Here is a 13626-nt window from a genome sequence, read left to right as displayed (position 1 = left end):
TTCCGTTGATTTTTGTAAAATTTTCAAGGAGAAACAAACTATCTGAGTGATTTTTAATTGTACTTCTAAGCCAGCTTTCAAATGACTTTCAGACTGATTTTACTAGTTCTTTTTATTATCCCATTTCAGGTTTTTTCACAGGGAACCATCAAAGGTAAAGTATTCAATCCCGCCAATAATCAACCCGTTGCTTTTGCCAATGTATTGATTTTAAATACTGACTTAGGTGCAATCACCGATGAAAATGGACTTTATGAAATCAAAGCAGTGCCTCCTGGACTTTACAATGTGCGTGCAAGTTTCGTGGGATACAAAACCTCCACAGCTTTCGAAGTCCAAATTACCCTGGCTAGAGCGGTTCAGTTGGATTTTGAACTGGCCGAGTCGGCATCTGATCTCAGCGAGGTAGTCATCAACAGTGATTTTACCCGATCAGAGGAAACTCCACTTTCGGTAAGAAGACTCAACACCAATGAAATCGAGCGCTATCCGGGAGGTAATCGGGATATCTCACGAGTAATCCAAGCTTTGCCTGGAGTCGCGAGTACTCCAAGTTTCCGAAATGATATCCTGATCCGAGGTGGAGCACCAAACGAGAATAAATTCTATGTAGATGAAATCGAAGTACCGGTCATCAATCACTTCTCGACGCAAGGCTCTTCAGGCGGTCCTGTTGGTATTTTAAACGTGAACCTGATCAAAAATCTGGATCTCATCGCAGGAGGATTCCCTGCAAACCGGATGGACGCACTGAGTTCATTTTTCGAAATCCAACTCAAAGACGGTCGCCGGGATAAAATGGCTACCCAAGTAACCGTGGGAGCTTCGGAGTTGACTCTTTCCAATGAAGGCCCTATTTCTGAAAAAACCACCTACTTCCTTTCAGCTAGAAGATCCTACCTGCAGGGATTATTCAGGCTTTTGGGCTTACCTTTTCTCCCGACATTCAATGACTTTCAGCTCAAGACCACAACAAAACTGAACGACAAAACCGAATTGACTTTCATCGGATTGGGCGCGATTGACAATTTTGAATTGAACCAGGATATTCCTGACAAAGAAACGGAGGAGGACCGCGAAAATCGGCTTTACTTACTGGATGTGCTACCTATCCAAACTCAATGGAATTATGTCACCGGACTTAAATTGAAACGTTTCCGTGCAAATGGATTTTGGACTTTTGTACTCAGCCGGAACATGCTAAACAATCAGTCCATCAAATTTGCCGGAAACGACAACAGCTCGGTGGCAAACCTTCTTTTTGACTACAGCTCTCAGGAGTCCGAAAATAAATTCCGGGCTGAAAACAGCCTCTTTGGAAAAGGCTACACGATCAAATACGGGATGAATTATCAATATTCCCGCTATTTCATCCGTAATTTCGACAGGGTTGCACTTGCAAGTTCGGGCGGAGTGATTGATATAGAGTCCACCTCCTTTTTCAGTCAATACGGAATCTTTATTTCAGGAAGTAAAAACTTCTATCAGGATCGCCTTCTGTTGACTGGAGGGGTTCGAATGGATGGAGCGGACTTTTCGGAGACGGCCGCTAATCCCTTCAACCAAATCAGCCCAAGAATTTCAGCATCCTATCAACTCAGACCCAATTTATTTGCAACAGCAAACGCAGGCATTTATTACCAAAAGCCACCCTATACCGTGCTGGGATTTAGAAACAATGAAGGAGAATTGGAAAATAGAGAAAATGATGTTCGGTTCATCCGAAATTCACAACTCATCGCCGGAATTGAATTTCTTGTTCCCGAAAAAAACCGAAGGTTTACTGCCGAAGCGTTTTATAAAAAATATAGTTATTATCCGACTTCGATCCGAAATGGAATCGCTCTTGCCAATTTAGGTGCCGATTTTGGGGTAATTGGAAATGAGCCTGTGATTTCCAATGCAGAAGGAAGGGCGTATGGATTGGAGTTTCTGGCGCAACAGCGTCTCTTCAAAGACTTCTACGGAATTGCAGCTTTGACCTTGGTCAGAAGTGAATTTACCAATTCAAATACCACTGGATTTATACCATCCTCATGGGACAATAAGTTTATTGTGAGTTTGACAGCGGGGAAAAGATTTGATAAAAATTGGGAAATTGGTACTAGATGGAGATTTCTTGGCGGAACACCCTACACCCCATTTAACCTGGAGGAATCCAGCCTGATCAGCAATTGGGAACTGAGAAACTCGGGAATCTTGGATTTCAATCAAATCAATGCCATCCGACTGGATCCTTTCCATCAGTTAGATCTTCGGATCGACAAAAAATACTTTTTCAAGCGATGGAATCTCAACTGGTACCTGGACATCCAAAATCTCTATAATTTCCAAGCGGAGCAGGCACCTCTCCTGATTCCTGTCAGAGCCAGTGATGGAAGTATCTTGGTAGATCCCAATGATCCTTCACGCTATCAATTGAAATTACTGTCCAACACTGCAGGTACTATTTTACCAACTGTTGGGATAATCATTGAATTCTAAGTCAAAGTTCCGAGTTCGGTTAGCAATTTGACAATTCGGTGAGCCTTCGCCTCCTCAGAATTTGCCGTGTAGATATGCTCGATCCATTGCTTTTGAGCTGCATCACTGAGGTTTCGGAAAATCGGGAGTTTACCGGGGTCATCTTCGAGACAGGCTATTAATTCGTCTGGAATGGTGGTGGGTATTTCATCCCGAAAGAGTTTGAATAGGACTTTATCTCCTGCTTTTTTTCCTATGGTTTGTCGGATTGGCTTGGCAATCGGCATAAATAGAAATCCATCGCCCATCGGCATGAGGTGCTTTCCTTCAAATTCAAATCCCTCGATCGTCCCACAGACTTTCAACATTCCAAAAGCCTTTCCCGAGGGCAAAATTGAAATCGGAATTCGAATAAAAGTCCAGCCTCCCTTACCGGGAAATCTTTCCAGAAAAAACTCTCCTTCGATGATTTGTTCCATAAAAAAGCCGTCTGTGTCAGACGGCGAGAGCTATAGATTTATAAACTTTACTTCAATCTCCAACGGACATTTAACCCAAAACCGGCTCTAAACTCGGTCACCTCCACTAAGAACAGATAAGGCCTGAAATCCAATCCTATGGTAATCGGAACTTCAGAAAATGCATATTCGGCCCCAACCTCTGCGGCTGCTCCGAGTCTAAAATTCTCAGAGAGATAAACGGAAGGTCCAAAACCGGCATACCATTGGAAATCCGTATCCGGAATATCAGCATAGATCGGGTTCCAAAGTGCGTCAATTCCCAGACCATTTCCTCCAAAACTAACGTCAGCGTGAATCCTGCTAAATTCACCGAGAGCAAATACCCCGTCAATAGCGACGTTGTTACCATAAAAATCTCCAAATCGAAGACCGATTTCCTGAGCATGAGACTTCACTGAAGCCAAAAGAGAAATGCCCAAAACAAGGGCGAATAGTTTGATTTTTTTCATGTTGATTTTAAAAGTTTGGTGTAAAATTAGCGAAAATTGAGCCAACTTTTCAGACAAAACTACATCAAAAGCTTGCTCATTGAATTTCAGAGCCTATTCTCAACACTTCCCTGACCAGCAAATCCATGTCGCCCATTTGCGTCCGCTGATTTACATTGGCGATCCGCAAAGTGTATTTCCCGTTTAGAATGGTAGAACTCGGCGAGGCAATTCCCTCTTCCTGAAGCCGAAGTAAAATCCCCCGATTTAGCTCCCCAAGCTGATTTTCAGTATAACCCGGTTTGATCATCCGAAAACAGGTAATGCTCATTGAAACGGGTGCCATCAGTTCCAAATCTGGACTCATATTCACTAAATCTGCCAGATATTCTGCCTGCCGATTGTTTTGGGCAATCATTTGGGCATATTTCTCCCTTCCATGCTCTTTGAGCGACATCCAGATTTTTAGTGCTTTGAATCCTCGGGAAAGCTCAAATCCATGATTGTTGATTGAATCCAAGCCCCCTGAAAGACCCCTACTTTCCTGAATCAAATAATTCGGCGTGAGCGCAAAGGAGTCCCGATGTTTTTTGGCATCGCGGATCAGCGTACACCCGACTTCATAAGGCACATAGAGCCACTTGTGGAGGTCAAACGCCAAACTATCGGCCTCCTCGATAGCTTTGAGTCGATCAGCATATTTTGGATCAAGCCTGGCCAGGGCACCATAAGCTCCGTCAACATGAAACCAAAGCCCATATTTTCTTGAAACAGCCAAAAGTTCATCCATCGGATCAATTGCTCCGGTGTTTACCGTGCCCGATGTGCCGACAATGCAGAAAGGCAGCAGCCCTGCTTCGATATCTCCCTGAATTTGAAATTCCAGCTCCTCCACCTTCATTTCAAAGTGATCATTCACCCCGATTTTACGAACAGCAGCTGTTCCCAATCCAATGATTTCAGCGGCCTTTTGTATGCAGGAATGTGTCTCTGTAGAGCAATATAAAACCAACTGCGCTGATGCAGCCTTTAAACCTTGAGTTCTGATTTTTTCATCCCGAAAAGAATTTCTGGCGACGGTCAATGCTGTGATATTGGCCATCGACCCACCACTGACCAAAATCCCGGAGGCCTCTGAAGGAAAATTCATCAGCTCTTTGCACCAATTGACCACCTGCCGATCCACATACATCGCCGAATGCTCGCCAATCGCCACGTTGGGATTCATACCGGAAGCCAGCAAATCCGCCAAGACACCAAGTGGTGTACCCGTTCCCTGAATCCATGCAAAAAAGCGCGGATGAACATTGCCTTTGTTATAGGGGAAAATATTTTGTTTGAACTCTCGATAGACGTCCTCGGGATTTTGGCCTTTCTCGGGAATCGGCTGATCCAAAAACTCCTTCACTTCCTGAGGAATTGGCTTCCAGATTTTTTCATTGCGAATATTTTCCCAGTAGTCAAAGAGATCATCGATCATCCGATGCCCAAGTTGGCGCATGGCGTCCCAGTTCTCCGGGTCGAGTGTAAGGTCCTTTTTTTTAGGTTTTTCAAGCATATAGATTTGTGGTCTTTGCATTCCAAAGATGGGAAATCATGGATTCGCTTGCATGAGAAGATTACTTTTTGAAAATAAAATAGACAGCCAATATCAGAAATACAGCCCCGATGGCATGATTCCATTTGACGGTTTCTGTTTTGAATGCAATCAGCGTGAAAATCATAAAAATGACCAGCGTGATGACTTCCTGCAGCACTTTGAGCTGGACAAGCGAAAAAGGACCTCCATTTCCTGCAAAGCCAATTTTATTGGCCGGCACCTGAAAAATGTATTCAAAAAACGCGATCCCCCAACTAATCAGAATAACTGAAACCAGTCCCAATTTGCTAAACCACTTCCACTCGGCAAATTTCAAATGACCGTACCAAGCCAAAGTCATAAAGGTGTTGGAAAGGACAAGAAGGCCAATGGTAAGAAGTGCTTTCATAAAATAAATGACTAAAACCGCTCAAAAATACGCTGTCTTAATGTTCTGTTTTCAAAAAATCAACTGATACATTGCCTCCAACTTACTCACTTGGAGGATTTGTATCTTAAATTTCTTCAGGTCCAAACCTTTCACTGCATACTTGGACACCATGATTTTCTTGAAGCCCAGTTTTTCCGCTTCTGCGATCCGTTTCCGGCGCAGATTTCTCCAAGTCAATTTTTGGTAGCAACCTAGGTACTCGAAAAGTAGAATCTTAAAATTCAGTCACTTCCTGAACCGTCATTTTGCAAATTGTAAGATGCCAGATTCCTCTTCCTTGTAGGCTAAAATGCAATCACCCACATACTTTGCAAGATTTACAGGAACCGCATTTCCAATAATCTGTTCTAAAGTTGTTTTGTTTAGTCCATTCCAAATAAAAGTTCTTGGAAAGGTTTGGATGTAGGATCTTTCTATTGCAGTTAAGGGTCTCACATGCTCTAATTCTTTTGTAGAATCACCCTCGTGGAATACATAACCGGGAGGAATTGGTCTATTTACACCTCTAATAGTGGGACTCGGCTCGTCAATGCTAAAAATACCTCGTCTAGCGTAGCTTCTGGCATGTCTATAATAGTGCTCCGTGTTTAGTTGGTCGCCCAAATAATCTCTTATAGTCATGCTTTTATTCGCTAGTCTACTGAGAAGTCCATACTTCAAAAAATCAGCATATGAATCTAGACGACCGATTAAAATCATTCGCTTTCTTTTTTGAGGCACTCCACATTTGCTTGCATCTAGCACCATTTCTGTAAAGCTATACCCGGCTTCTTTTAACAAATTCTTGGCTTCGGCAAAAACTCCAGTTTTTTTAATTCTTTCTACATTTTCCATTAAAAACCAATTGGGTAGAACGCCAATTACAATTTTTGCAAAAGAAATAGTTAAATCACCACGGGTTCCATTTTCATTTCGCTTTCCTGCGCTAGAGAAATCTTGACATGGAGGCCCTCCTACGATGATATCAGGACTAAATTGCTTAATGTGATCAACAGCATTCTCAACATCTGTAAGATCAAACTCAAATACAGGATGATCAAAGTTTTGTTGGTAGAGTTTGACTGCAGCACTCCAGTATTCGTATGCAGCCACTACTTCCAAACCTGCGTTTTGCAAGCCCAAAGACAATCCACCACAACCCGAAAATAAATCTACAGCTCTCATTTTTTTCTAGAATAAATCTGGCGAATTGGCCAATACTGCATCAAACCGCCTTTCTGGCGAAAGCAGTGTATGTCCGCCTCCTAATATTATTTTTTTTATTTCTTGTTTTGTTATCCGAGGTTTTAGAAGTTCATCAGATTTCATCAACAAATTTGTTTTTCGGCCTGAAACCGAAAAAGCTTTGTCATTTTTTACTGTATAGGTTAATTTTTGAAAAATATCTTGAGAATCAAAATTCCCTCGAATGTAGAATTCGTTAAGCATAAAAAACAATTGGATTAGTGCTCTAGTTGGGCGATTTACGGGTACAGTTATATCTAATGGAACTTGTGCAGCTTCGGTCATAAATAACTTTGTGAATGCTAAATCGGACCAAACAAACACGTCTAAGCAATTGTCTGCCAAAAGTGGTTTCTTTCCCAGAGTTTTCCAGATAGGTTGAATAATCGCGGGCTTTTGGTTGTCAAGATTGTCTTTAATCAACCAATTCATTATCTCCCAAATCTCTCCAATTTTGGGATTGACTTGAGCAGCTTCAGTATAGCTTGAAATGTTTCCGAATCCATTTTTCCCAAAATATTTCTTCAAATCTTCCCTGTTGTTTTTGTAGATAGAAGCCAAACTACAAGCCAGAAAATGAATTGAAGGCATTCGGATTACAATTTCGCTTCCATATTTTTCCTCTGGTAGGCTATGAGTACTTTCGTCAGGGAGCGTAGTCAACTTCACTTCATATCCCGCTAATATATCAGACGTTTTATGATTCATGAGCATTAAATCGACACTAGGAGGATTATTTAGTGATAGTGTCTGAAATGGTGTGAAGGATGACTCAAAAGAGTAGTATAAATAGTCATCCAATGGGTCTAGCACAAAGAGCTCTTTAGCAGAAATATACTCATTGACAATTGTATTGTCAATCCCCATTTTTAAATAGACGGGTTTAACTCCAATACTTCCCATGTAAGCGATAAGTGCAGCTGGGAATGTGGAATTAAATTTGTTTTTTCCCCAACTATCTGGCTTAGAAATATCTCTATTTGAATGATTTATTCCGAATAATGCTGGTTTTTGATTCATAAAGATCGGCTAGTTGTGGGCGGTTTTTTTATTATTTCGTGATTTGATTATCCGCAATCCTGCCAGTAAGAAAGATTAGGCTATATAAAGTTGCGGATAATCGTCCACAGACGACTGTCAACAGTCCACAGCTCGTTTTTTGGAACTTCAAACCTTATTTTATTTTGCTACTGGCAAGAAAGCGGACATACATATTTCGTGAATATAGGATTTTGAAAAAAGAAAATTGTCTCTCAAAATATCAACTGATACATCTCCTCCAACTTACTCACTTGGAGGATTTGTATCTTAAATTTCTTCAGGTCCAAACCTTTCACTGCATACTTGGACACCATGATTTTCTTGAAGCCCAGTTTCTCCGCTTCAGCGATGCGATTTTCGATCCGGGAAACTGCCCGAATCTCTCCTCCCAATCCAACTTCCCCGGCAAAAGAAATATGCTCGGAAACCGGGGTGTCCTCATAGCTGGAAATCAACGAAGCACAGACTGCCAAATCCAAACCCGGATCATCCACACGCAGTCCTCCTGCTACATTCAGGAACACGTCCTGCTGCCCTAGTTTCATCCCTCCCCGTTTTTCCAATACCGCCAGCAGCATATTCAGTCGCTTGGCATCGTGACCTGTACTGCTTCGCTGTGGTGTACCATAAGTAGCAGGACTGACCAAAGACTGGATCTCAATCAGCAGCGGTCGATTGCCTTCCATCATCGCACCGATGGCTACCCCGTTGAGCACTTCTTCGCGCTGGGTCAGGAGAATTTCGGAGGGATTGGCCACTGACCGGAGGCCTTCCGCCCGCATCTCGTAGATTCCGAGTTCGTGAGTCGAGCCAAATCGGTTTTTGGATGTCCGCAAAATACGATAGGTCAAATGCCGATCTCCCTCAAACTGCAACACCGTGTCCACCATGTGTTCCAGGACTTTTGGCCCCGCAATCGAACCGTCTTTGGTGATATGGCCAATCAAAAAAACCGGAGTACCTGTCTCTTTGGCAAATTTCATCAGCTCTGCAGTACATTCACGAACCTGAGAAACCGACCCGGCAGCAGATTCAACATATTGGCTGTTTAAAGTCTGAATGGAATCAATGACTAACAAATCAGGCTTGAGCACCTCGATCTGCTGAAAAATCTGCTGTGTATTTGTTTCCGATAGCACATAGCAATCCGGATTTTTTGCCTCCATCCGATCTGCCCGCATCTTGATTTGGGCTTCACTTTCTTCACCGGACACGTACAGAATTGTCCTTCCCTTCAGTATCAAAGCGATCTGAAGCATCAGTGTAGACTTTCCGATACCGGGTTCGCCCCCGATCAGGACCAATGATCCCGGCACAATTCCTCCACCCAACACCCGATCGAGCTCGGGGTCTCCGGTGATCCAGCGGGCTTGGGCCTCGTAATTTACTTCGTGGATTTTCTTAGGCGCATTTGCCTTTTTTGTCCCGGCGCCTTGAGGTTTCCAACTTCCTTTTCCTGTTTCCTCCTTTTGGACAATTTCTTCTACGTAAGTATTCCATTCTCCACATGCAGGACAACGGCCGATCCATTTAGGGCTCTGCGCTCCGCAGTTTTGACAGAAAAAGGTGGTTTTTACTTTAGACATGAGTTAAATACGAGGGACGAAATACGAAATACGGTGGAATTGGGTATTTGTGGGCTTCCTTTATCAAAAGTGTTGAGGCCCGTTACAATTTTGAAATCTTCCAATTTTTCAATCTTCCAATTCCTAGTGAGCCTGCAACCAATCCGGTCCCACTCCGACTTCTACTTCCACAGGTACGGCAAGTTTTATTGCGTTGGACATCAGACCGGGAATGTGTTTTTTCAATAACTCAACCTCGTCCTTGTGCGCATCAAAAACCAATTCATCATGTACTTGAAGTATCATTTTTGATTTCAGCTTTTCCTTTTTCATCCATTCATACACATGGATCATGGCGACCTTGATCAGGTCGGCAGCAGAACCCTGCAGCGGAGCATTGATTGCATTTCGCTCGGCAAAGCCACGCATGGTCATATTGCGGCTGTTGATGTCGCGCAAGTAGCGACGGCGTCCAAGGATGGTCTCGACATATTCATTGGTTCGTGCTTTCTCGATAGCTCCATCCATGTATTCCTTCACTGCCGGGAATTCAATGAAATAGGAGTCGATGATTTCCTTGGCCTCACCTCTTGGAATTGACAATCGCTGAGCCAATCCAAAAGGAGAAATGCCGTAGATAATACCAAAATTCGCCGTTTTGGCTTTTCTCCGCATATCAGATGTCACCTCTTCCAAGGGGACTTTGAAGATTTTAGCGGCTGTGGTGGCATGAATGTCACGCCCGTTGCGGAAGGCTTCCAACATGGATTCATCCTGCGAAAAGGCTGCCATCAGCCGAAGTTCAATCTGGGAGTAATCAGCAGAAAGCAATACATGATTTTTATCTCTTGGAACAAATGCCTTTCGGATCTCACGTCCACGGGCTGTCCGGATGGGAATATTTTGGAGATTTGGATTAATGGAGGAAAGTCTTCCTGTAGCTGCGACGAACTGATTGTAGGTCGTGTGAATCCTTCCGGTCTTTGGGTTGATCATGGTCGGCAGGGCATCCACGTAGGTAGATTTCAATTTGACCATCTGTCGGTAATCCAAGATCGCTTCGCAAATAGGATGTTCATTGGCCATTTTGCTGAGAATCTCCTCTCCGGTGGCATACTGACCCGTTTTTGTTTTTTTGGCTTTGGGATCCAGCTTGAGTTTTTCAAAAAGCACATCCCCCAGTTGCTTTGGAGAAGCCAGATTAAACCGAACTCCGGCCAATTCATAGACTTTCTTTTCGATCTCCTGACTTTCTTTTTCCAGCAAAACAGAAAGCTCCGCGAGACTCTCCGTATCGATTCGGACACCTTCAAATTCCATTTCTGTCAAAACCCGAATCAGCGGATTTTCCACGTCATCAAACAAACTTTCCAAACCATTTGCTTTGAGGATCGGATCAAATTTTTCTTTCAGCTTGATTGTGATATCGGCATCCTCTGCGGCGTAGGCTGTCACCTCATCCTCGTCCACGTCCCGCATATTGCCTTGGTTTTTGCCCTTCTTCCCTATCAGTTCGGTGATGGAAACCGGCATGTAATTTAAGTATTGCTGAGCTAACCAATCCATGCTGTGCTTTCCTTCAGGTTCGATGAGGTAGTGAGCCAACATGGTATCGTAGAGCGTTCCTTTGACATCAATCCCATAATTTTTCAGCACAAGCATGTCGTATTTTACATTTTGGCCGATCTTAGTAATCGACTCATTTTCGAAAACTGGGCGAAGAAGCTCCAAGATTTCCTGAGTTTCTGTCTGATTCTCAGAAACAGGAATGTAATAGGCTTCACCGGGGATGTAAGAAAATGACAAGCCTACCAATTCAGCCTGCATCGCATCCAAAGCCGTAGTCTCGGTGTCAAAACAAATCTCCTTTTGCAAAAGCAAGTATTCCACCAGGTCTTTGACTTCTGCTTTGCCCTTGACTTTATGGTAATTGTGGACGTTGGACCAGATCGTGTCCACGACCGGAGGAGAACCAAGTTCCAGCGGTTCCGATTCTTCATCTTCTTCAGAAATTGAACCTACCGGGGATCCTGCTGCAGGGGACCCAAACAAATCCATCTGTGCAGGAGCGTTGAGGGTGGCTTTTTTTGCACTTGGCTCTTTAAAAATCCGTGCAGCGAGTGTTCTGAATTCAAGTTCAGTGAAAATCGCACGTAGTTTATCCTCGTCTATTCCATCATATCTCAAGTCCTCTTCATGGAAATCTACCGGTACGTCGATTTTAATCGTCGCCAATTCTTTGGATAGTAAACCCTGCTGGGCAAAGTTCTCTACGTTTTCCCGTTGTTTCCCTTTAAGCCTATCCACATTGGCGATCAGTCCTTCGACCGTACCATATTCTTTCAGAAGCTTTACGGCCGTCTTTTCGCCGATACCGGGGATACCGGGGATATTATCCACAGCATCTCCCATCAAACCCAGAATGTCCCGAACTCTGTCGACATGATCAATATCCCATTTTTCACATACTTGCTTGGGGCCCATTACATCGACGCCATTTCCCATGAAGGCAGGTTTGTATAAAAAAATATGATCGTCTACGATCTGACCAAAATCTTTGTCAGGAGTCATCATATAGACTGTGAACTGTTCTTTTTCGGCTTTTTTTGCCAAAGTCCCAATAATATCGTCCGCTTCGAAGCCATCCATTTCCAAGATTGGAATACGAAAAGCTCTGACAATTTCCTTTACCCAGGGAATGGAAGCTGTAATATCCTCCGGCTGATCTTGGCGGTTTGCTTTGTAGGGTTCGTACTGTAAATGTCTAAAAGTTGGGGCTTTTGTGTCAAATGCCACCCCAATGTGGGTAGGTTTTTCCTTGTCCAGCACCTCCACCAAGGTATTGGTAAAGCCCAGCATGACTCCTGTATTCAATCCTTTTGAACTGATTCTTGGGTTCTTGCTGAAGGCAAAATGCGCTCTGTAGATCAGGGCCATCGCATCTAATAAAAATAGCTTGTGTGCTTGTTTTTGGGACATTTTTTGTAAGATATTTTAATAATCGGAAGGGCCAAGTTGAGGGTCCTAAGTTACAATTTTTCCGGTAGGGGCTTTTAGGGAATTGTATTATCTCTTGAAACTGTCATCCTTGGAATTCAATTTGTACATTTCAAAATGTCATACCTCAAATCAAATACTATTATGAAAAAGTTACTAGCTGTTTTGGCAATATTTGTCAGTGTTCAATTTGCAAACGCAACACCTGAGAAAAATCCAAAAATTGAGCCTACAGCAGCTCAAAAAGTTCGATTGGCAGAAATGGAAGAAAGACTTGAAGAAATCAAAGCCTTGGATTTTAAATCAATGAGCAAGGATGAAATTAAGTCTATCAGAACCGAAATGAAGGAAATGAAGGCTGAGGCGAAAAGAGCAGGAAATGGTATCTACATCTCTGTAGGTGCTATCATTATCATTTTGCTTATCTTACTTCTTATCTAATAAAAGCAGGCTGTCTTTAATTTCAAGGCAGCCTGTTTTATCTAAATTTTTTCAATCGCTCAGTACCTTTTCATTTTCCGTCTTTTTGTTCGGTCTCATTGAGGTAATTTTTAACCTGAAGACTTCTGAGAAAAATCAGAATTAGGGGAATCAGCCATACCACCTCATTGAAAAACAGGTGAAAAATACTTCGCTTGTTCCAACTCAGCTCAGGAGCGAAACCCAAGGTAAACCAGATTGCAGTGATGATTTTTCCGGTAATGCCGGCTAAAATTAGCCATACCCAGCTCACAGGGTAGAAAGCCGAAACAAAAATTATCAAGCCCACTGCAATTCCGAAGGTGCCAAAATAAGTCGCAGGAAGCGCTTGCAAGTCGGTATTTCCCATCGCCAACCAAAGGAACAATTGAGGCCCAAACCACTTGTAAAAAGCAGACCAAGCGATGGTGTAAATCCCTGCCAAAAGCAGTAATCCTCGGAAATGCATCGGAAAGCTGGGATTTACGGTAGTTTGATCCATGGATGATTTGATTATTTCAGCCGAATTAAACACCTTCAGCCGCTTTAAGTTTGGTATTTAGGGCCTGCTGAAAAACTCAGGCTGCATAAGTTAATAAAGCCAGTCCAGATTCCCTCTTGGACTGGTTTTTTATCTTAAAGACGGTTAGGATTACGTTCAACGTGTTATGAAATGCAGGATTTAACTTCTCCTGTGCTGAAAAACCTAGGCATGCCAGTGCCATCCCGGCCAGTTTGACCAGGTTCAGCACTAGGATGATGGAGGCGATCCACGATTGGCTGGTGTGTTTAAGTCTGGCTCTGATCCGGTTCATCCCGTATGCATTTTTAGCTTGTCCAAACTTCCCTTCGATCGGGTTCCTCTCTCCGGGTCTTACGTGGTTTTCCACTGCCTTGG

The 13626-nt window shown here is 43.1% G+C and carries 13 protein-coding genes; 2 read left to right on the top strand and 11 right to left on the bottom strand.

The window, feature by feature from the left end:
• Positions 1-81 precede the first annotated feature (81 nt).
• The gene (locus BLQ81_RS14665; protein WP_092731304.1) at positions 82-2484 is read left to right on the top strand and encodes a TonB-dependent receptor; all 2403 of its coding nucleotides are present in this window, start codon (positions 82-84) and stop codon (positions 2482-2484) included.
• On the opposite strand, the gene BLQ81_RS14660 is transcribed toward BLQ81_RS14665, so the two are convergent.
• The 9 genes from BLQ81_RS14660 to polA form a co-directional block, all read right to left on the bottom strand.
• Positions 2481-2942 (bottom strand): DUF1905 domain-containing protein, encoded by a 462-nt coding sequence (locus BLQ81_RS14660; protein WP_092731302.1) that lies wholly within the window; start codon positions 2940-2942, stop codon positions 2481-2483. The two genes, BLQ81_RS14665 and BLQ81_RS14660, sit on opposite strands and share 4 nt — an antisense overlap.
• 47 nt (positions 2943-2989) lie before the next feature.
• A complete protein-coding gene (locus BLQ81_RS14655; RefSeq protein WP_092731300.1) occupies positions 2990-3433 on the bottom strand; it encodes an outer membrane insertion C- signal in 444 nt (147 codons plus the stop codon).
• 76 nt (positions 3434-3509) lie between these two features.
• Positions 3510-4970 carry a pyridoxal phosphate-dependent decarboxylase family protein gene (locus BLQ81_RS14650; protein WP_217636673.1) on the bottom strand — a complete coding sequence of 487 codons (1461 nt, stop codon included), beginning with the start codon at positions 4968-4970 and terminating at the stop codon, positions 3510-3512.
• Positions 4971-5031: 61 nt separating this feature from the next.
• Entirely contained in the window at positions 5032-5400 is a 369-nt protein-coding gene (locus BLQ81_RS14645) for a DMT family protein (protein WP_092731296.1), read from the bottom strand.
• A 51-nt stretch (positions 5401-5451) separates the two neighbouring features.
• Positions 5452-5619 (bottom strand): hypothetical protein, encoded by a 168-nt coding sequence (locus BLQ81_RS22040; protein ID WP_407640250.1) that lies wholly within the window; start codon positions 5617-5619, stop codon positions 5452-5454.
• A 63-nt stretch (positions 5620-5682) separates the two neighbouring features.
• Entirely contained in the window at positions 5683-6606 is a 924-nt protein-coding gene (locus BLQ81_RS14640; protein WP_092731294.1) for a DNA cytosine methyltransferase, read from the bottom strand.
• A gap of 6 nt (positions 6607-6612) precedes the next feature.
• Positions 6613-7686 carry a HindVP family restriction endonuclease gene (locus BLQ81_RS14635; RefSeq protein ID WP_092731292.1) on the bottom strand — a complete coding sequence of 358 codons (1074 nt, stop codon included), beginning with the start codon at positions 7684-7686 and terminating at the stop codon, positions 6613-6615.
• 233 nt (positions 7687-7919) lie between these two features.
• A complete protein-coding gene (gene radA / locus BLQ81_RS14630) occupies positions 7920-9293 on the bottom strand; it encodes a DNA repair protein RadA (protein WP_092731290.1) in 1374 nt (457 codons plus the stop codon).
• Positions 9294-9416: 123 nt separating this feature from the next.
• Positions 9417-12251: a DNA polymerase I gene (polA, locus tag BLQ81_RS14625; RefSeq protein ID WP_092731288.1), complete on the bottom strand. Its 2835-nt coding sequence runs from the start codon at positions 12249-12251 to the stop codon at positions 9417-9419.
• A 162-nt stretch (positions 12252-12413) separates the two neighbouring features.
• Here polA and BLQ81_RS14620 point away from each other — a divergent pair, with 162 nt between their 5' ends.
• Positions 12414-12710 (top strand): hypothetical protein, encoded by a 297-nt coding sequence (locus BLQ81_RS14620; RefSeq protein WP_092731286.1) that lies wholly within the window; start codon positions 12414-12416, stop codon positions 12708-12710.
• 70 nt (positions 12711-12780) lie between these two features.
• Here the strand turns inward: BLQ81_RS14620 and BLQ81_RS14615 are convergent, their stop codons facing one another.
• Both BLQ81_RS14615 and BLQ81_RS23025 read right to left on the bottom strand, forming a co-directional pair.
• Positions 12781-13230, bottom strand: a complete 450-nt coding sequence (locus BLQ81_RS14615; protein ID WP_092731285.1) for a hypothetical protein — start codon at positions 13228-13230, stop codon at positions 12781-12783.
• Positions 13231-13306: 76 nt separating this feature from the next.
• On the bottom strand, positions 13307-13626 hold a 320-nt coding region (locus BLQ81_RS23025), incomplete at its 5' end, for a transposase (RefSeq protein WP_317042032.1).

This window comes from Algoriphagus alkaliphilus, assembly GCF_900103735.1.
GTDB classification, from domain to species: Bacteria; Bacteroidota; Bacteroidia; order Cytophagales; family Cyclobacteriaceae; genus Algoriphagus; species Algoriphagus alkaliphilus.
Note: the sequence above shows the minus strand (reverse complement) of the source record. Positions and strands in the feature narration are given on the sequence as shown.

What these genes read in the sequence shown, in the direction of transcription:
- BLQ81_RS14635 (WP_092731292.1), bottom strand. Translation starts at nt 7,686, where the DNA reads ATGAATCAAAAACCAGCATTATTCGGAATAAATCATTCAAATAGAGAT.
- BLQ81_RS14655 (WP_092731300.1), bottom strand. Translation starts at nt 3,433, where the DNA reads ATGAAAAAAATCAAACTATTCGCCCTTGTTTTGGGCATTTCTCTTTTG.
- radA (WP_092731290.1), bottom strand. Translation starts at nt 9,293, where the DNA reads ATGTCTAAAGTAAAAACCACCTTTTTCTGTCAAAACTGCGGAGCGCAG.
- BLQ81_RS14650 (WP_217636673.1), bottom strand. Translation starts at nt 4,970, where the DNA reads ATGCTTGAAAAACCTAAAAAAAAGGACCTTACACTCGACCCGGAGAAC.
- BLQ81_RS14645 (WP_092731296.1), bottom strand. Translation starts at nt 5,400, where the DNA reads ATGAAAGCACTTCTTACCATTGGCCTTCTTGTCCTTTCCAACACCTTT.
- BLQ81_RS14615 (WP_092731285.1), bottom strand. Translation starts at nt 13,230, where the DNA reads ATGGATCAAACTACCGTAAATCCCAGCTTTCCGATGCATTTCCGAGGA.
- BLQ81_RS14660 (WP_092731302.1), bottom strand. Translation starts at nt 2,942, where the DNA reads ATGGAACAAATCATCGAAGGAGAGTTTTTTCTGGAAAGATTTCCCGGT.
- BLQ81_RS14665 (WP_092731304.1), top strand. Translation starts at nt 82, where the DNA reads ATGACTTTCAGACTGATTTTACTAGTTCTTTTTATTATCCCATTTCAG.
- BLQ81_RS14640 (WP_092731294.1), bottom strand. Translation starts at nt 6,606, where the DNA reads ATGAGAGCTGTAGATTTATTTTCGGGTTGTGGTGGATTGTCTTTGGGC.
- BLQ81_RS14620 (WP_092731286.1), top strand. Translation starts at nt 12,414, where the DNA reads ATGAAAAAGTTACTAGCTGTTTTGGCAATATTTGTCAGTGTTCAATTT.
- polA (WP_092731288.1), bottom strand. Translation starts at nt 12,251, where the DNA reads ATGTCCCAAAAACAAGCACACAAGCTATTTTTATTAGATGCGATGGCC.